This is a genomic window from Streptomyces sp. NPDC055749, assembly GCF_053617235.1.
On record NZ_JBSHFH010000015.1, the window covers coordinates 116,178 to 134,923 of the forward strand.

Consider the following 18,746-nt stretch of genomic DNA (forward strand, 5'->3'; position numbering starts at 1 on the left):
CCCGAATGTGCGTGTACCGCATGCGTCAGGGGCCCTCCCCATGTACGGGAGGACCCCTGAGCGGACCACCGATAGACCCCGTGAGAGGCCCCTGCGCGGTCAGACGTCGATGCGCGACCGGTCGAGCGTGGCGGCCGAGCTGGTGATGAACTCCTTGCGGGGCGCGACCTCGTTGCCCATCAGCAGATCGAAGACCTGCTCGGAGGATTCGAGGTCACCGATGTTGATCCGCCGCAGGGTGCGGTGCCGCGGGTCCATCGTGGTCTCCGCGAGCTGGTCCGCGTCCATTTCGCCGAGACCCTTGTAACGCTGGATCGAGTCCTTGATCCGGACGTTCTTCCGCTGGAGCTCCAGCAGCGTCTGCCGCAGCTCGCCGTCGGAGTACGTGTAGATGTACTTGTCCTGGCCCTTCTTGGGCTGGACGAGTTCGATCCGGTGCAGCGGGGGCACGGCGGCGAAGACCCGGCCCGCCTCGACCATGGGCCGCATATACCGCTGGAAGAGGGTCAGAAGCAGACACCGGATGTGAGCGCCGTCGACGTCGGCGTCCACCAGCAGGACGATCTTGCCGTAGCGGGCGGCGTCGATGTCGAAGGTCCGCCCGGACCCGGCTCCTATGACCTGGATGATGGCGCCGCACTCGGCGTTCTTGAGCATGTCCGACACGGACGACTTCTGAACGTTGAGGATCTTGCCCCGGATCGGCAGCAGCGCCTGGAACTCACTGTTCCGGGCCAGCTTGGCCGTACCGAGCGCCGAGTCGCCCTCCACGATGAAGAGCTCGCTGCGGCCCACGTCGTCGCTGCGGCAGTCGGCGAGCTTCGCGGGCAGCGAGGAGGACTCGAGCGCGGTCTTGCGGCGCTGCGCGTCCTTGTGCTGGCGGGCGGCGATCCGGGTACGGGCCGCGGCCACCGCCTTGTCCAGCACCGCCCTGGCCTGCGCCTTGGCGTCCCGCTTGGTGTCGGTCAGGAAAGCCTTGAGCTCCTTGGCCACCACGTTGGAGACGATCCGGTTGGCCGCCGAGGTGCCGAGCACCTCCTTGGTCTGCCCTTCGAACTGCGGCTCCGCGAGGCGTACGGTGACGACCGCCGTGAGGCCCTCCAGGGCGTCGTCCTTGACGATGTCGTCCTCGGCGACGCGCAGCACCTTGGCGGAGCGGAGCACCTCGTTGACCGTCTTGGTCACGGAGCGTTCGAACCCGGACACGTGCGTGCCGCCCTTGGGGGTGGCGATGATGTTGACGAAGGACTTGACGTTGGTGTCGTACCCGGTGCCCCAGCGCAGCGCGATGTCGACGCCGAGTTCGCGGGTGACCTCGGTGGGCGTCATGTGGCCGCGCTCGTCGAGGACCGGCACGGTCTCCTTGAACGTCCCCGTGCCCGTCAGACGCTGGATGTCGCAGACGGCCTTGTCCTGGGCGAGGTACTCACAGAACTCGCTGATACCGCCGTCGAAGCGGAACGTCTCTTCCGTCTTGCCCTCGCCGTCTATGCCCCGCTCGTCGCGGACGACGATGGTGAGGCCGGGGACGAGGAAGGCCGTCTGCCGGGCCCGCTGGTAGAGCGTCTCCAGGTTGAGCTTGGCGTCCTTGAGGAAGATCTGCCGGTCCGCCCAGTACCGCACCCGGGTACCGGTACGGTTCTTCGGAACCCGCTTCCCCTTGCGCAGCCCGTTGGCCGGATCGAACGGGCTGTCCGGGCCCTGCTCCGTGAACATCCCGGGGACCCCGCGCCGGAAGCTGATCGAGTGGGTCGAGCTGTTCCTGTCGACCTCGACGTCCAGCCGGGCGGAGAGCGCGTTGACGACGGAGGCGCCCACGCCGTGCAGGCCGCCGGAGGCCGCGTACGAGCCGCCGCCGAACTTGCCGCCTGCGTGCAGCTTGGTCATGACGACCTCGATGCCGGAGAGCCCCGTCTTGGGCTCGACGTCGACCGGGATGCCCCGGCCGTTGTCCCGGACCTCGACGGAGCCGTCGTCGTGGAGGATGACCTCGATGGCGTCGCAGTGGCCACCGAGGGCCTCGTCGACCGAGTTGTCGATGATCTCCCAGACGCAGTGCATGAGGCCGCGGCTGTCGGTGGACCCGATGTACATCCCCGGGCGCTTGCGAACCGCCTCCAGCCCCTCAAGGACCAGAAGGTGCCGCGCGGTGTAGTTGGAGCTGTCCCTGTCTACGACGCCGCCTGCTCCGGTCAGCAGCGCAGTGGACGGCACGGACGTATCGGCGGTCACGCGGTTCGCTCCTCGCTGAATTTCATTTGGGGCCCACTGGGTAACGGGCTCGGCTTCGGTAGCCGCTGAGAGCCTACAGAGCCCTGGTAGAACGGTTGTAACGCCACCCACGGGGAATCCTTATGCTAGTGCAGCGTCGCATACACGTTCGATCATTCGTTGGAGTGACGTGGACATCACGTTCCCTTCGAGGCATGAACCATTTAGGCTCCGGGCACGTCCTCATGAACAACCCGGCAAGCCGGCCGGGCGGACGCACCCCACCAAGACAAGCAACGCGAAACCGTAGCGCTACGCAATACGGCACATTCGCCGCCAACCGGCAACAGACAGCCATCTTGAGAAGAAGTTTCGAAGAAAAGCCACGAGCGGGAACGTTTTCGGCCTGGTTGGATGTTGACCCTGGTACGACAGCTCGTCGAGCTAGAGAAGAGGCGACGTGACTACTGTTCTGACCCCCGCGAGCCCGCTGACCGCAGCAGACCGCTGTGACCGTTGCGGCGCCCAGGCATACCTGCGCGTCGTCCTGATCAGCGGCGGTGAACTGCTCTTCTGCGCCCACCACGGTCGCAAGTTCGAGCCGGAACTCAAGAAGATCGCCGCGGAAATACAGGATGAGACGGATCGGCTCACTGCCGTGCAGGCAAGTGCCGCCGACGAGGAACAACACTGACACCTCGCATCCACGACGAGCCAGGGTCCGGTTCCTGAATCGGCCGACGGGCGGCATCCCCCGCGAGGGGGGTGCCGCCCGTTCTCATGCCCTCACATGCCCTCTGTCGGGGGCCGTCAGTTCTGAGCTGCCATCCAGCCGATGGCCGCGGAGATCCGCGTGTACACACCCGGGCTGCCCGCCTGCCCGCACCCGCTGCCCCAGGAGACCAGGCCCACAAGCCGCCCACGGGCCACCAGCGGCCCTCCGCTGTCCCCCTGGCACGCGTCGTGCCCGCCCTGGGGATCGCCCGCGCAGAGCATCGTCGCGGCGTCGTACGTGCCCTCCAGGCCGCCCGGGTACGCCTGCTCGCACATGACGTCCGGCAGCACCTGCACCGGCGCCGAGCGCAGGGCGGACGCGTAGGCCCCGCCTCCCGTGGTGTCACCCCACCCGTAGACGGCCGCGCGCGTGCCCGGCCCGTAGGCCGCGTCACCGGCCTTCGCCATCGGGATCACACTGCTCGCCGGCAGTTTCCCCGCCAGCGTGAGCACCGCCAGGTCACCCGCGTTCGCATCGGGGTCGTAACCGGGATTGATCCAGGCGTCCCGTACGGCGATCTCCTGCCCCCCGGACCCGAGCAGCTCGTCACGTCCGGCGATGACCCGGAGGTCGCGGATCCGGCTCACATCGGCGCCGAGGACCTCGTACCCGAGACAGTGCGCCGCCGTGAGGACCTTGGACGGCGCAATCACCACAGCACCGCAGAACTGACCGGCCCTGGTTCCTCCGAACCGGTCACGGCTCGACAGCGCGACGGCCCACGGGCTGTCCGCGACGTGGGCCGGCTCCCCACCGATGACGATGCTGTCCGCGGCCGCCGGAGCGGGTGCCCCCAGGGGCAGCACGGCGGCGGCAGCCGTCAGGGCGAGAGCCCCGGTCACGGCACGGAGGACGGTACGGGGCATGGGGGCTCCTGACGCTGCGTCGAACAAGTCCCACCCAGAGTCATCCAGTCCGCCCCGTGCCGCACGCGCGCAAAAGGCCGAGGGCCCGGCATCCCCCATGGGGTCCGGGCCCTCGGCCTCCGTACGCCTGCGATTTAGTCGAGGTAGTCGCGCAGCACCTGCGAACGCGACGGGTGGCGCAGCTTCGACATGGTCTTCGACTCGATCTGACGGATGCGCTCACGCGTCACGCCGTAGACCTTGCCGATCTCGTCGAGCGTCTTCGGCTGACCGTCGGTGAGACCGAAGCGCATCGAGACCACGCCGGCCTCACGCTCGGAGAGCGTGTCGAGCACCGAGTGCAGCTGCTCCTGGAGCAGCGTGAAGCTGACCGCGTCGGCCGGCACGACCGCCTCGGAGTCCTCGATCAGGTCTCCGAACTCGCTGTCGCCGTCCTCACCCAGCGGGGTGTGGAGGGAGATCGGCTCACGGCCGTACTTCTGGACCTCGATGACCTTCTCAGGGGTCATGTCGAGCTCCTTGGCCAGCTCCTCCGGGGTGGGCTCGCGGCCCAGGTCCTGGAGCATCTGGCGCTGGACGCGCGCGAGCTTGTTGATGACCTCGACCATGTGCACCGGGATACGGATGGTGCGGGCCTGGTCGGCCATCGCGCGGGTGATCGCCTGACGGATCCACCAGGTGGCGTACGTGGAGAACTTGTAGCCCTTGGTGTAGTCGAACTTCTCGACCGCGCGGATCAGACCCAGGTTGCCCTCCTGGATCAGGTCCAGGAAGAGCATGCCGCGGCCGGTGTAGCGCTTGGCCAGGGAGACCACGAGTCGGAGGTTTGCCTCCAGCAGGTGGTTCTTGGCGCGGCGGCCGTCCTCGGCGATGATCTCCAGCTCGCGCTTGAGCTTCGGAGCGAGCTTGTCGGAATTCGCCAGCTTGTCCTCGGCGAACAGGCCCGCCTCGATGCGCTTGGCGAGCTCGACCTCCTGCTCGGCGTTGAGGAGCGGGACCTTGCCGATCTGCTTCAGGTAGTCCTTGACGGGGTCGGCCGTGGCGCCGGCGACGGCGACCTGCTGCGCAGGTGCGTCGTCCTCGTCGTCGTCGGAGAGGACGAAGCCCTTGTTCTCGCCCTCGCCCTCCTCTTCCTCGCCCTTGCCGGCCTTGACGTCCTCGGCCGACTCGTCGCCGTCGAGGTGCTCGTCGTCCTGCTTGCCGGCCTTCTTCGCTGCTGTCTTCTTGGCTGCCGTCTTCTTCACGGCAGTCTTCTTGGCAACCGTCTTCTTGGCTGCTGCCTTCTTCGCCGGAGCGGTCGCGGTGGCGTCGTCGGCCGCCGCATCCACGCTCTCGGCCGCCGGGGCGGCAGTGGCCGCGACGGTCCTCGTCACGGTCGTCTTGGCCGCGACAGTCTTGGTGGCGGTGCGCTTGACCGGGCTCTTCGCTGCGACGCTCTTGCGGGCGCGCTTCGGCGACTCCGCGGCACTGACCATCAGCGTCACACCCTCTTCCTCGAGGATCTGGTTGAGGCTGCGCAGAACATTCTTCCACTGGGTTGGCGGAATCTGGTCAGCCTCGAAGGCCCGACGCACGTCATCGCCGGCGATCTGCCCATCAGCCTTTCCCCGCTCGATGAGCGCCATCACAGACTCGGACTCGGCGATCTCCGGCGGGAGCGTACGGGATGTGCTGGCCGACACGAACAACCTCTCGGAACGATGGAAACGGCTTCCGGCCCGGCCCCGGGGAGGGCTGGAACCGACGACCGTCGGCTGGGAATGTTGCCGACGGCGCGGGCTTGGCCTCAGAACTGCACAGCGCACTGGGTAGCTGCTGTATTCCTTCCGCGACGGTCACCTCTTAAGTCATCGCACTGTTTCGAGGAGTGTTACGCCCAATCCGCGTGGCCCGAGTCACACCTCATTTGCGACGAACAGTGCCAGAGGTGACATCTCTCCACAATTGTGCCGCCGGATCGCGAGGATCCGGCGACACCTGGTCCGTACACCCCGGCCGTGTGCGCTCAGTGCTCGCGCGGCGCAGGAACCACTCGCTCCACTTCCGGGTGAACCATGAGCAACTGGCGCATCGCGGCCTCGGCGCCGACGGAGTCACCCGTCGCGAGGGCCTCGACGATCCGCGCGTGGTGGCCGAGCGACGCCTCGGTCGGACGGTCACAGCCGGTGACGGGCGCGCCGGAGACCTGGAGCGCGGCCGAGACGATGCCGGAGAGGTGCTCCAGCATGCGGTTGCCCGCGGCCTGGATCAGCAGGGCGTGGAACTCCGCGTCGGCGCGGGAGAACGTGATCCCGTCACCCTGCGCCATCGCGTGTCCCATGATCTCGACCATGTCGCCGAGCCGCTGCTGAATGTCCTCGCGGCCGTGGCCCGCGGCGAGCCGGGCGGCAAGCGGCTCGATCGTCCACCGGAGCTCGCCGAGCTCCCGGCGCTGGTCGTCGCGCGAGGGGCCGAACGCCCGCCATTCGATGATGTCGGGGTCCAGCAGATTCCAGTCACTGACCGGACGGACCCTGGTGCCCACGTTCGGGCGGGCACTGACCAGGCCCTTGGCCTCAAGAACGCGCAGGGACTCGCGCACGACGGTGCGGGAGACCTCGAAACGCTGGCCGATCTCCTCCGGAACGAGCGGGCGGTCGGCACCCAGGTCCCCGGAAACGATCATCTGGCCAAGCTGCTGGACGAGTTGGCCGTGGAGACCTCGGCCGCGACTGGCGGCCCCCCGTCGGCTCGCCCGTCCCAACTCGGAATCGGCGCCGCCCCAGGAACGCAGCGCGGCGCGTTCGCCGGCCGGCGCCTCCGCGTAGGGGTAGCGGTCGAGTTCACCCGAGCCGGCGAGGCCGGGTTCGACGGAGCGGGCGGCGGTCATCATGGTGTGCGCAAGGGTACTCACGCATCCTTTGTCGGCGCGGCTCGCTCACCCCTTGAGGTCTTTGGTGAAAAGCACACGAAAGGGTGATCGGCGCCTACCCCACAATTGACGCCATATATGCATAAAACGGGCATTTCCAAGGGAGTTAGGGGCGGTCTGCCGCCATCCGGGGCTCCCGTGATCACCAACGAGCCCTTCCGCGAAGGCTGGTGATCACATACGCGCAGATCAGGGCCGACAACGACAGGGAAAGTGCCGCCCCGACGGGCTGCGCCACCACCCTCACGACACCGAGCACCCAGCGGTCGGCCTCGTACGGCCACTGCAGCCAGGTCAGCTCGCGCAGCCTGGCCGGGAGTCCGGAGACCGAACGGGCGGACGGCCCCGCGAGCACCTTCTGAACGAGCGGGACGACGAGAACGGGAACGGCCAGGACCGCGGCGATCCCCGCGCCCGCCACCCGGAAGATGCCCGCGGCCAGCAGTCCCGCCCAGGCGCAGCCGACGGTGAGGCCGGCCCAACTCGCGGCGAGCGGCGCGGCATTCGCCGGGACCTCGACCAAGTCGCCGCCGTACACGAGCCGCAGGACCTGCGCGTCGGCCAGCACCACCAGGGCCGCGAGCAGGATCCCGACCCCGGCGGACACCGTCAGCTTGGCCAGCAGCAGGCCGATCCGGCGCGGGACTGTCCCACGTCCGGCGGCGAGTGCCGGATAGCGGAACTCGTCCCCGAACGAGAGTGCGCCGAGCAGCCCGGCGCCGAGAGCGGCCGGAGGCAGGGGCAGCAGGGCCGGCCAGCCCGCCAGCAGCTTCGGCAGCGGCGTTCCCCCCGAGCGGGCGAGCAGGACGGACAGCCCGGCGGAGACCACCAGAACGGCAGCCATGATCACGGTCGTTGTCCGCACACCGAGCAGTCTGCGCAGCTCGTAGCGGAGCGGACGGAGCGGTCCGCGCGCCGGGCGTACCGGGATCGGAGGAGGCAGTTCGGAGAGGGCGACGGACGAGCCCGGACGCTTCCCGCTCTTCGCTTCTGGCGCGGCGGCGGGTCCGGCGTCACCGATCTCGTCGGCGAGTTGATGGACGGGGACACCGTGCCGGAACGCCGCGTCCCCGATCTCCGCGCAGCTGCTGCCGTACACCGACAGCCGGCAGCTCTCCTCGGCGACCACCTCGACGGAGCGCTGCGAGGCGCGCGCCTCGCGGCTGACCACGGCGGCGAGCCTGGCGGCGTGCGGGGTACGGACGGCGACGCGCGGACGCAGTCGCGTACGGGAGAAGTCGGCGACGTCCTGGTCGGCGACGAGACGCCCTTCGTCGATGGTGACGACACGGTCGGCCGTGCGAGCGGCTTCCTTGGGGTCGCTGGTGGCGTGCAGGACCGTTCCGCCCTGGGCGGCGTGTGCGCGCAGCAGCCCGTACAACCAGCTGATCTCACGCGGCGAAAGCCCCTCCGCGGGCTCGTCGAGAATGAGCGTGTGAGGGTCGCCCAGCAGCGCGGAGGCGAGACCGAGCCTGCGGTCCATGCCGACCGAGAGGGTCCCGATGCGCTGGTCCCCGAGCCCGGCCAGACCGACGACTTCGAGCACCTCGTCCGCCCGCGACGCGGGTACCCCCGCGGCGGCGCAGAGCATCCGGAGCTGGCCGCGGGCCGTACGGGAAGGGTGGCCCGGTACGTCTCCGAGGAGCACCCCCACCTCGCGGGGAGGATGACCGATGCGGTGCAGCGGCCGGCCCCGGAAGTAGGTGACGCCCCGCCCCGGTTCGAGTTCGAGCATGAGGCGCAGGGCAGTGGTCTTGCCGGAACCCGGGGCGCCGAGCAGGGCGGTGACACGGCCGGGACCTGCTTCGAAGGTCAGATCGGCCACGGCGGGCGGAAGGTCGCGGCGGGGGCTGCTGGTGAGTCCGATGGCCTGGAGCATCGCTTCTCTCGCGGGAGGTGAGACCGCTCGGCGGCTGGGTGAGTACCGCAGCAACATAACGCGACAATTACGACTTTTCGCGCAGCGTGAACCTACGGGCGTTCCGCACGTTCGGGCTCCGGGCGCCCGCGAGACACCCGGGGGACGCCCGCGACGTCAGACTTCGGGCCTCAGCATCGGCGGGTTGAGCACGGTGGCCGCGCCGGCCCGGAACAACTGGGCGGGACGGCCGCCCTGCCGCGTGGTCGTCCCTCCGGACGGAACCAGGAACCCGGGCGTGCCCGTCACCTTGCGGTGGAAGTTACGGGGGTCCAGAACCACGCCCCACACCGCCTCGTAGACCCGCCGCAGCTCACCGACCGTGAACTCCGGAGGGCAGAACGCCGTGGCCAGCGAGGAGTACTCGATCTTCGAACGGGCGCGCTCGACCCCGTCCGCGAGGATTTGGGCGTGGTCGAAGGCCAGCGGCGCGGACTGCTCGCCCTCACCGCCGAAGCCTCCCTCCGGACCGAGCAGACCCTCGACGGGCGCCCAGCGGGCACTGTGGGCATCGCCGCCCGCGCGCGGCGCGGGCAGGTCGGGGGCCAGCGCGAGATGGGCCACGCTGACGACCCGCATACGGGGATCGCGCTTGGGGTCTCCGTAGGTCGCGAGCTGTTCGAGATGCGCGCCGTTTCCCACAGCCGGAGTCGCCGGATCGTGAGCGCACAGACCGGTTTCCTCGACGAGCTCACGGGCTGCCGCCGCACCGAGATCCTCATCAGCTCTGACGAATCCGCCGGGCAGCGCCCATCTGCCCTGGAACGGTGTCTCACCACGGCGTACGACCAGCGCGCAGAGCGCGTGACGGCGCACGGTGAGCACAACCAGATCGACGGTGACAGCGAAGGGCGGGAAGGTCGAAGGGTCGTAGGGCGGCATGCCGTGATCATAGTCGTCTTCCTGACGATAAACAGTCCCTTCGTCATGCCCGTCGTGATCCGGAACTCCGTCCCGCACTCCTCGCGGCACCCTCGGCGTCACCCGCCCAGCTGGAGTCCGGCGGCTGCTTCCTCGACCATTCCGAGGCCGAGCCGACTGATCCGCACAGCGAACGGCTCGCCGGCCAGACGCAGCCCGGAGAGCTGGACGGCCCCCAGCGGGGCACAGCGGACCGGGCTCAGCGAGACCGTCGCGGCCGGCACGTCGGGGCGGATGCCCGCGAGCATGGTGACCAGGTGGATCCCGGCCGCCGCCGCGACGCCGGCCGGGCGACAGGCCGTCGGGTGGGGCGCGGGAGCGCTGCCCGCACGGCGTTGCTCCCCCGCGTACATCTCGGGAAGGCGGTAGCCGAACGTCTCGGCGGCACCGAGAACTCCCCGCAACAGGCTGCTCGCCTCCTTCTCGTATCCGGCGGCGGCCAGTCCCACGCAGGCGACCGCCGTCTCGTGCACCCGTACCGCACCGGAGCGGTGGCCGAACGGATTGTGGCCGGGCTCCTTCGCCCCGAGCGTCCGCAGCCCCCACCCCGAGTCCAGCGCCGGTCCGCCGAGGAGTCTGGCCAAGCGGCCTGTCCGCTCCGCGTCCAGCAGGCCGGTCGCGAGCCGCCCTCCGCCCGACAGACCGGTGTCCAGCAGATGCGCCAGACCGCTGCCCGGATACGGCACGGTCTGCCCCGCCGGACCGCCGCGCGCTGCGGCGGGGCAGCCGCCCGCGCGGTCGTCGATCCAGAATTCCGCTCCGAACCGACTCCGCAGCGCTCCGGCCCACTCCCGCCACGCATCGCCGCCGCCCCGGCCGCACTCGTCGAGCAGTTCGGCGCCGAGCAGAGCGGCCCGATGGGCATGGGCCTGGGTCTCGGCACGCCGGTATCCGTCTGGGCCGCCGTCCGGGACGAACCCGTCGTCCTCCGCGGCGGTACGCAGCCATCGCAGGCACCGCTCCGCCGCCGGAAGCAGCTCGGCCACTTCCTGTTCGGGCAGCCCCCAGCGGCGCGCCTCCGCCAGCACGGTCGGATACGCGAGTGTCGCCTCGATACCCGTGCAACTGGGCGGGAGCCGGGGTCCCGCGTCCCGGAGCGGCCCCGGGATACGCCCGTGATAGGAGCCGGAACCCCGTAACTGGGAACGGGCGAGCGTGCGCAGCGTGGACGCCGCGAGTCCCGTTCCCAGGGGCAGCACCATCCGCGCGGCCCACAGCGCCTCGGCCGGAGCGGGGCCGCAGCGCCAGGGAACCCCGGCCGCCAGCCAGCCGTCGGCGGGACTCCGCTCGCTGCTGACCAGCAGCGCCCGGAGATCACCGAGCCCGGTCCGCACGAGCGGTTCGACCCGGGGGTCGTCCGCCTCGGCCCGTGCGTCGGGGGACAGCCGGTTCGCGGGCCGTCCCGGAGTCCGTCCACGGCGCTCGGCGCGGATGCTCAGCTCGATGCCGTACGAAGCCCCGGGTGCGAGCAGGACGTCCCAGCGCAGCAACCCCGCGGAGGCCACCGCGTCCTGGGGCGGCGGGTCGGCCGCGACGGCGCAGCCGAGGCCGTCGGCGGCGGTCCAGCTCAGTCCCGAGTCATGAACGCTGGCGACCCGCTCGGGTCCCGGGCTGCCCATCGCGATGGCGCCCAGCTCGACGAGATCGGTCGCCAGGGAGATCTCGACGGGAAGCCGGCGGGTCCGGGACGACGCGCTGTGCAGGGTGATCCGCTCGATACCTTCGGCCTGGCGCCTTCGCTCGACGGTGATCTCGGGGTCGGGTCCGGTGTCGCCCGCCGTACGCACCAGGCCCAGAAATCGCGCGCTGTCGGAGGCGACCAGACCGCCCTGGACCGCGATGGGTTCGCGGCCGCCCACGCGCAGATGGCACCGGGAGAGCAGTCGGCGGCCCGACCGGTAGAAGCCCTCCAGACCTTGCCCCGTGAGCTGGCCGTGGTCCGCCGAGACAGCCATCGACGGCAGCGCGACGCAGATGACCGCGAGGTGCGCGGAAGGCAGTTCACGCATACGCCGCTCCGTGCGCGGCCCGGGCCCGGCGAGCCCGGCAGGCACGAGGGGTCCGACTGCGCCGGGCCCCGCAGCACCGGCCCCCACGTCGCCGATCCGGCCGACTGCGCGTACGGGCGGCACGGCGGTGCCTGGGCCCGCCGATGCGGGACGGCCGAGGTGAGGAGCTGGAGAGGGGACCGCGGGCTCGGGATCTCGCGGAGGGACGGTGAGGGCCATGGTGGTCTTTCTGCGCCGTCCGTGCGCTCCGGACAGCAGCTGTGTCTGCGACGCCACGGGTCGTGCGACTCCGCCACCCCCGTGAACGGCTCCACGGGCCACCCGGTCACGGCTGTCATCGCCCACTCCTGCTACCGCGCCTGCCCTGGCGCCTGGATTCCCGCGCCCGGCGCCGGACCACCACGGATCCGGGGCCGGTGTCACCGGGCGCGGTCCTGCGCCGCTTGGCCACCTGCGAGGGAACCGTGCGGGGCCTCGCCCGCCTCCCCGTGCGCGGCCCGTCCCCGCCTCCCTGGGCTTCGCGGCTGCCATGACGGTCCTCTCCCGCACCCGCGGTGCGCTCGCCCCGCAGACAGCGGCGCAGGGTCTCCGGATTCAGACCCGCGTTGCACGCCTCGTGAAGCAGTTGAGCGAAGGTGTAGTCGGGGTCGGCGCGCAGAGCGAGCCCCAGCGCCACCCGGGCGGCCGGCTCGTCGCCGGTGGACCAGGAGACCCAGCCGGCCAGTGTGAGCGGTGCGGCGGCGTGTTCCACGTACGGGCCGACACAGCGGCGGGCGAGAGCCCGCCACAGACGCAGTGCGGACGCCGCTTCGGGGCCTTCCATCCATTCCGCCGCCTTGTCCCTCGTCTCCCGGTCCTGGAGCCCGAGAATCACGGCGGCGGCCTCGTCGTGGCTGATCAGACGGTCGTCGTTCGTGTCCGCCGCGGAGGGCGGACCCGTGGGCGCGCCCGCCAGACGGTCCATGAGCACGTACGCGAGCTCCAGGGTCTCCCCCGCCACTTCGGCCCGGCCCTCGGTGTCCAGGATCCTGGACACCAGCACGGCCCCCGCCGAGTCCAGCGCCTGCTGCTGACCGCACGCCCCCGCCGTCTCCAGCGGTGCGAGCCGCGCCTCCATGTCGCGCAGCGAGCCGCGCACGTGAATGCCCGCATAGGCCGCTGCCGCCGCCATGACCGTCGTACCCGGCAGAGCCAGTGGGTTTCCCTCATGCGGGCAGCACCTGCTGTCCGGGCAGCAGTAGGACCAATAGCGGCCACCGGAAATGCAGAGCGCTTCCAGCACGGGTACGTCGAGCGCCCCGCAGGCCGTGCGCAGCAGCTGCGCGAACGGCCGCAGCCGCTCCATGGTCTGGTGACCCGTCACCCCTTCCGTCGGGTCCTGGCAGAGGAAGACGACGATCGCGTCGGGCCGGGAGCCCCGCCGCTCGCTGCCCGAGACCAGGCACTCGGCGAGCTGGTCGGCGACGGGCTCCCACTCATTCGGCGATCGCGGAATCCCGAGCCTGAGTCGCCCGCCGAAACGCCCGCGACCGCCGTGCAGGGCCACCATGACCACGCTGTCGTCGGGATGGAATCCCATCAGGTACGGAAGGGCGTCGGCGAGTTCGGCGGGGCCGCGCAGGGTGATCTGCTGTTCGTCGGCCGGTCCGGTGGATTCGTGGTGCTTGTTCATGGCATGACCGTCCCGCGAGCCGCCGATTTCCGAAACCCCCTGTGGATAACTTGTCCACAGGCGCGGCTCCGTCGTTCGTGGTTTGTCACAGCCATCGGGTTGCATGGGGGCATGACCAACCCAGATCGCGCAGAGCTCAGGGCTTCGGCCGATTCCGTACTTGCCCAACTCGTCGGGGACCCCACCGGCACAGCCCGGCTGCGCGAGGACCAGTGGCGGGCCATCGAGGCCCTCGTCGCCGACAAGCGCAGGGCGCTGGTCGTGCAGCGGACCGGCTGGGGCAAGTCCGCCGTGTACTTCGTCGCGACCTCGCTGCTGCGCGCGCAGGGCAGCGGGCCGACGGTGATCGTCTCGCCGCTGCTGGCTCTGATGCGCAACCAGGTCGCGGCGGCGGCCAGGGCCGGAATCAGCGCGCGCACGATCAATTCGTCGAACACCGAGGAGTGGGACACGGTCCAGGCCGAGGTCGCAGCGGGTGAGGTGGATGTGCTGCTGGTCAGTCCCGAGCGGCTCAACAACCCCGACTTCCGCGACCAGGTCCTGCCGAAGCTCGCTGCCGCGACCGGGCTGCTCGTGGTCGACGAGGCGCACTGCATCTCCGACTGGGGTCATGACTTCCGGCCGGACTACCGCCGTCTGCGGACCATGCTCGCCGATCTGCCCGCGGACGTGCCGGTGCTGGCGACGACGGCGACCGCCAATGCCCGGGTGACCGCGGATGTCGCGGAGCAGCTGGGCACCGGCGCGGGTACCGACGCGCTGGTCCTGCGAGGCGCCCTGGACCGGGAGAGCCTCAGTCTCAGCGTGCTCCAGCTGCCCAATGCCGCACATCGGCTGGCCTGGCTGGGCGATCATCTCGGCGAGCTTCCGGGCTCGGGGATCATCTATACGCTCACGGTCGCCGCAGCCGAGGAGATCACCGCCTACCTGCGTCACTGCGGACACACCGTCGCGTCGTACACGGGACGGACCGAGAACGCCGACCGGCAGCAGGCCGAGGACGATCTGCTGGCCAACCGGGTCAAGGCGCTGGTCGCCACCTCCGCGCTCGGCATGGGATTCGACAAACCCGACCTGGGTTTCGTCGTGCACCTCGGGTCGCCCTCCTCCCCCATCGCGTACTACCAGCAGGTCGGGCGTGCGGGGCGTGGCGTCGAGCACGCGGAGGTGCTGCTGCTGCCGGGCAAGGAGGACGAGGCGATCTGGCAGTACTTCGCGTCCGTCGCCTTCCCTCCCGAGGAGCAGGTGCGGCGGACCATCGATGTGCTCGCCCAGGCGGGCCGGCCCGTCTCCCTGCCCGCCCTGGAGCCGTTGGTCGATCTTCGGCGCACCCGGCTGGAGACGATGCTCAAGGTGCTGGACGTCGACGGCGCCGTCAAGCGGGTCAAGGGCGGCTGGATCTCCACGGGCGAGCCCTGGGTCTACGACTCGGAGCGCTATGCCTGGGTCGCCAGGCAGCGTGCCGCTGAGCAGCAGGCCATGCGTGACTACGCCTCCAGCACGGCCTGTCGCATGGAGTTCCTCCGCCGCCAGCTGGACGACGACGAGGCCACGGCGTGCGGGCGCTGCGACAACTGCGCGGGAGCGCGGTTCGACGACAAGGTGTCCACCGCCGCGCTGGACGGCGCACGCGGTGAACTCGGCCGTCCCGGTGTGGACGTGGAGCCCCGGAAGATGTGGCCGACCGGACTCCCCGCCGTGGGAGTGGACCTCAAGGGCCGGATCCCGGTGGGCGAGCAGTCCTTCACGGGCCGGGCGCTCGGCCGGCTCTCCGACATCGGCTGGGGCAACAGGCTGCGTCCCATGCTGGCGGCGCAGGCACCGGACGTCCCGGTCCCGGACGATGTGGCGACCGCGGTGGTCACCGTCCTCGCGGACTGGGCCAAGGGGCCCGGTGGTTGGGCCTCGGGCTCCCCTGACGCCTCCCCGCGCCCCGTGGGTGTCGTGACGGTCGCCTCGCGCCGCAGGCCGCAGCTCGTCCAGTCCCTCGGCAGCCGTATCGCCGAGGTGGGCCGAATGCCGTTCCTCGGCACGGTTACGTACGCGCCCGGGACCGAGGACGTACGAATCTCGCAGACGAACAGCGCACAGCGGGTGCGGGCGCTGCACGAAGCGCTCGTCGTGGAGCCCGGGCTGGCGGAAGCGATCGCCTCCGCGGGCGGCCCCGTGCTGCTCGTGGACGATCTCTCCGATACGGGATGGACGCTCGCCGTTGCTTCGCGACTGCTCCGCAGGGCGGGAGCGGACGGGGTGTTTCCGCTGGTCCTCGCTGTTCAGGCGTGACAGGTGGCGTCGCGGGGGCGCGGTCTGGGCAGGGATATCAGTGTCATTCCGGCTGATTCCCGTCAGCCGGGCCAATTGCTCGTTGCCGCCTGCCGATGCGCCAGGAAGAATTGGACTCGCTCCCCGCACGGTCCTTTCGCGGCCCGGAAGGGCTGTGCCGCGGCGCGCCCTCACTCGACCCTGCCCGCACCGTGGGCTCGTAGCGAAGGGAGGACCGTGACCTTCGGATTCGCTCCGTCCCAAGCCTCTTCGATGCCAACGTCCTCGGCGTCCGCAGGCTCCGTCAACAACCTTGCCAGGACACTCGAACCAGCCGAATGGGCATCGGCCGGCATACCTCTGCTGCGGAGCCCGCGTGACGTCGTCAGTGGCCTCCACGCCCGCCACAGGCCGGCTCCGGCGACCGCCGTCGTGGCCGTTCTGGACCACGAGGAACGGCTGACGGCCAGCGCCTCGTTCGCCCGGCGGACGACCGTGGCCGCGGACGGGTGGGAGTTCCGCAACGCGCTGCTGGCTCATCTGCGCCGGGTCATCCCGCACGATCTGCGCCGCCGCGCTCCGATCCGTACGGCGGTGCTGCTCTACTGCCGCGAGGGCGACGAGCGTTGGACGGAGGAGGACGGCGCGTGGATGTGGGGGCTGCGGGACGCCTGCACGCTGCACGGCCTGCGGTGCGGCGCCTACATCACGCTGACACGCGGAGGCTGGCAGGTGCTCGGCGAGGGCCGGGGAGGCCGTCGGCCCAGTTCCATATCGCCGGCCTCGAAGCTGTCCGAGGCATTCGTGGATCTCGATCCGGCGCCCCAGCGCACCGGCGGCGGCGCGCTCGATGCTCTGCGGCGGACCGCGGCCCGCTGAGACGCACACGGTCCCGGCCACCCTCGCGGGCGGCCGGGACCCTACGGCGTACGGCTCAGACTGTCGCGCCGAGCACGGAGTTGATCTTCTGCGGGTCCCCGCACACGATCAGCAGCACTCCGGCGCGCTCCCGCGCCGCGGTGAGTGCGCGGGCGGTGGCGTCGTCGACGTCCCCGTTGACCGCGACCACGACCACCGGGCGGGACTTCGCACGGCCGGCCGCCGCGAGGTGGGCGAAGAAGACGTCGTCGCCGGCGTCGTGCTGCGCCCAGTAGGCGGCCTCTCCGAAGGAGATCTCGTGCGCGGCCCAGGGGTGCACCTCACCGCTGGTGAGGACCAGGATGTCGCCCGGTGCGCGCCCCGTGTCGAGCAGCAGGTCGACTGCCTCGTCGGCCGCGTCGAGTGCGCCGCCGGCCGGGGCCGGGATCAGCTGGAGCTGCGGCGCGGAACGATTCTCCGCCTGGGCCGGGCCCTGAGCGGAGGCGGCGGGAGTGGGTGTGGAGTGCGGGCGCTGCGCCGGGGGCGCAGGGCGCGCGGGGCCGGGGCCCGGACGCCCGGGACGCGGCATGGCCGCGGAACGCGGACCTGGTACGGGACGGGGGGTCGGCGCGGTGCGGCCGGCGGCCGGAGTAACGCGGGGACCCTGGGCGCTCTCGTGAATCTGAGGCTCCTCGGGGATGAGAGGCATGAATGGTGGACTTTCGAGCGCCGACGCTTCGGGAGTCGGCGGGTGGGTACGTGTGCGCGACGGGTGGATACGTGCGCGATCAGAAGTCGAAGCCGAGCTGGCCCCCGCTTTCCAGTGCAACCGCCTCGGCGGAGAATCGGACCTTCTTCAGGTGCTGCCACCTGGGCAACGCATCAAGATAGGACCAGGAGAGACGGTGATGGGGCGTGGGCCCCCGCTCCTCCAGTGCGGCCCTGTGTACCGGCGACGGGTATCCCGCGTTGGCGCCGAAGGCAAAGTCTGTGTACTCCCCTGATTCCGCACCCAGTTCGGCCATCATCGTGTCCCGGTGGACCTTCGCGATCACCGAAGCGGCGGCGACCGCGATACACGACTGGTCCCCCTTGATCACGGTGCGGACCTGCCAGGGCGCGCCCAGGTAGTCGTGCTTGCCGTCGAGGATCACGGCGTCCGGCCGCACCGGCAGGCGATCGAGGGCCCTCACCGCCGCCAGCCGAAGGGCCGCGGTCATGCCGAGGTCGTCGATCTCCTGCGGCGAGGCGTGTCCCAGCCCGTAGGCCGTGACCCAGTCCTCCAGCAGCGGAGCCAGTTCGGCGCGGCGCCTGGGACTGATCAGCTTCGAGTCCGTGAGCCCCTCCGGGGGTCGACGGAGCCCGGTGACGGCAGCGCAGACGGTGACGGGGCCGGCCCACGCTCCGCGTCCGACCTCGTCGACACCGGCGACGGTCCTGGCACCAGTGGTAGCGCGCAGTGAGCGCTCGACGGTGTGCGTGGGTGGTTCGTACGGCATGGCGCCAGCAAGCGTACGCCGATGACCACCGCAAGAACACCCCGGGGCGCCGGGTGCGTGCCGCTCCCGAGCACTCCGGCGGCCGGAGTGTCGCGGACCGGGCGGGGAAGAGGGACGTCAGCGGTGACAGGTGCGCAGGATCGGCATCATGACCTGGTCGATCATCCGGGCGATCTCCTCGTCCGGCCATTCGCTGCCGCACACCTTCGACCGGTACATCATCATGGCCGGGATGACGTCGAACGCCATGTCGTTCGCCGCCTCCGGACGCACCTCACCACGGCCCACACCTCGGCCGACGACCTCGCGAAAGAGCTCGGTCGAGGGGCCGACCACGCCATCCATGATCACCCCGTGGAAGCGGTCGGCCGCACGCACATCGCATTCGTGAAGCACCGACCGCAGTGCGACACCCGGCGCCGAAAGCATCGCGTCGCGAAGCCGTCGGCAGACCTCGTACAGGTCCTCGCGAATCCCGCCGCAGTCACGGGCTTCGCCCATCGAAGGCAGTCCCGCGCGCAGTGCGTCCGCGACCAGATCCTCCTTGGACGGCCAGCGCCGGTACACGGCGGCCTTGCCGGTCTGAGCACCGGCCGCCACGCCTTCCATCGTCAGCCCGCTCCAGCCGACGGTGCTGAGTTGCTCAAGGGCGGCGGCGAGGATCGCCCGTTCCAGAACGGGGCCGCGGCGGCGCAGGGACACCGGGCGGGGATGTGCGGCGGCAGCCAGGTGTGAAGTAGCCATCAGTCGATCTCCATCACGACGGGGAGAGGAGCGGATCGGCGCGGTCCGGGGCGGACACGGCCGACAGCGATGGACATCTCGTCGACGACAGGCTCAGTGA

The 18,746-nt window shown here is 70.7% G+C and carries 14 protein-coding genes; 3 read left to right on the forward strand and 11 right to left on the reverse strand.

Annotated elements, in window-relative coordinates; genetic code table 11:
* Positions 1–99 precede the first annotated feature (99 nt).
* The gene (locus ACWGO0_RS14350; protein WP_453533239.1) at positions 100–2,232 is read right to left on the reverse strand and encodes a DNA gyrase/topoisomerase IV subunit B; all 2,133 of its coding nucleotides are present in this window, start codon (positions 2,230–2,232) and stop codon (positions 100–102) included.
* Between the two features lie 439 nt (positions 2,233–2,671).
* Between ACWGO0_RS14350 and ACWGO0_RS14355 the strand changes: the two genes are divergently transcribed.
* Positions 2,672–2,905 (forward strand): DUF7455 domain-containing protein, encoded by a 234-nt coding sequence (locus tag ACWGO0_RS14355; protein ID WP_014153643.1) that lies wholly within the window; start codon positions 2,672–2,674, stop codon positions 2,903–2,905.
* Positions 2,906–3,021: 116 nt separating this feature from the next.
* Here the strand turns inward: ACWGO0_RS14355 and ACWGO0_RS14360 are convergent, their stop codons facing one another.
* From ACWGO0_RS14360 to ACWGO0_RS14390, 7 genes are all read right to left on the reverse strand, one after another.
* The gene (locus tag ACWGO0_RS14360) at positions 3,022–3,852 is read right to left on the reverse strand and encodes a S1 family peptidase (protein WP_453533243.1); all 831 of its coding nucleotides are present in this window, start codon (positions 3,850–3,852) and stop codon (positions 3,022–3,024) included.
* 134 nt (positions 3,853–3,986) lie between these two features.
* Complete coding sequence (locus tag ACWGO0_RS14365; protein WP_453533246.1) at positions 3,987–5,534, reverse strand: RNA polymerase sigma factor; 1,548 nt, start codon at positions 5,532–5,534, stop codon at positions 3,987–3,989.
* 323 nt (positions 5,535–5,857) lie between these two features.
* A complete protein-coding gene (locus tag ACWGO0_RS14370; RefSeq protein ID WP_453533357.1) occupies positions 5,858–6,724 on the reverse strand; it encodes a FadR/GntR family transcriptional regulator in 867 nt (288 codons plus the stop codon).
* Positions 6,725–6,905: 181 nt separating this feature from the next.
* Positions 6,906–8,642, reverse strand: coding sequence for an ABC transporter ATP-binding protein (locus ACWGO0_RS14375; protein WP_453533249.1), 1,737 nt, complete (start codon positions 8,640–8,642; stop codon positions 6,906–6,908).
* Positions 8,643–8,798: 156 nt separating this feature from the next.
* Positions 8,799–9,563, reverse strand: a complete 765-nt coding sequence (locus ACWGO0_RS14380; protein ID WP_453533251.1) for an NUDIX hydrolase — start codon at positions 9,561–9,563, stop codon at positions 8,799–8,801.
* A 98-nt stretch (positions 9,564–9,661) separates the two neighbouring features.
* Positions 9,662–11,611 carry a glycogen debranching N-terminal domain-containing protein gene (locus ACWGO0_RS14385; protein WP_453533253.1) on the reverse strand — a complete coding sequence of 650 codons (1,950 nt, stop codon included), beginning with the start codon at positions 11,609–11,611 and terminating at the stop codon, positions 9,662–9,664.
* A gap of 334 nt (positions 11,612–11,945) precedes the next feature.
* The gene (locus ACWGO0_RS14390) at positions 11,946–13,283 is read right to left on the reverse strand and encodes a DUF4192 domain-containing protein (protein WP_453533256.1); all 1,338 of its coding nucleotides are present in this window, start codon (positions 13,281–13,283) and stop codon (positions 11,946–11,948) included.
* A 111-nt stretch (positions 13,284–13,394) separates the two neighbouring features.
* On the opposite strand from ACWGO0_RS14390, the gene ACWGO0_RS14395 reads away from it, so the two are divergent.
* Both ACWGO0_RS14395 and ACWGO0_RS14400 read left to right on the forward strand, forming a co-directional pair.
* Positions 13,395–15,566 carry a RecQ family ATP-dependent DNA helicase gene (locus ACWGO0_RS14395; RefSeq protein ID WP_453533259.1) on the forward strand — a complete coding sequence of 724 codons (2,172 nt, stop codon included), beginning with the start codon at positions 13,395–13,397 and terminating at the stop codon, positions 15,564–15,566.
* Positions 15,567–15,782: 216 nt separating this feature from the next.
* Positions 15,783–16,424: a hypothetical protein gene (locus ACWGO0_RS14400; protein WP_453533262.1), complete on the forward strand. Its 642-nt coding sequence runs from the start codon at positions 15,783–15,785 to the stop codon at positions 16,422–16,424.
* Positions 16,425–16,479: 55 nt separating this feature from the next.
* Here ACWGO0_RS14400 and ACWGO0_RS14405 read toward each other — a convergent pair whose 3' ends face one another.
* The 3 genes from ACWGO0_RS14405 to ACWGO0_RS14415 all read right to left on the reverse strand — a co-directional run bounded on the left by ACWGO0_RS14405 (position 16,480) and on the right by ACWGO0_RS14415 (position 18,646).
* Positions 16,480–17,112, reverse strand: a complete 633-nt coding sequence (locus tag ACWGO0_RS14405) for a hypothetical protein (RefSeq protein ID WP_453533265.1) — start codon at positions 17,110–17,112, stop codon at positions 16,480–16,482.
* 79 nt (positions 17,113–17,191) lie between these two features.
* Positions 17,192–17,902 carry a ribonuclease HII gene (locus tag ACWGO0_RS14410; protein WP_453533268.1) on the reverse strand — a complete coding sequence of 237 codons (711 nt, stop codon included), beginning with the start codon at positions 17,900–17,902 and terminating at the stop codon, positions 17,192–17,194.
* 117 nt (positions 17,903–18,019) lie between these two features.
* Positions 18,020–18,646, reverse strand: coding sequence for a TetR/AcrR family transcriptional regulator (locus ACWGO0_RS14415; protein ID WP_453533271.1), 627 nt, complete (start codon positions 18,644–18,646; stop codon positions 18,020–18,022).
* Positions 18,647–18,746 lie beyond the last annotated feature (100 nt).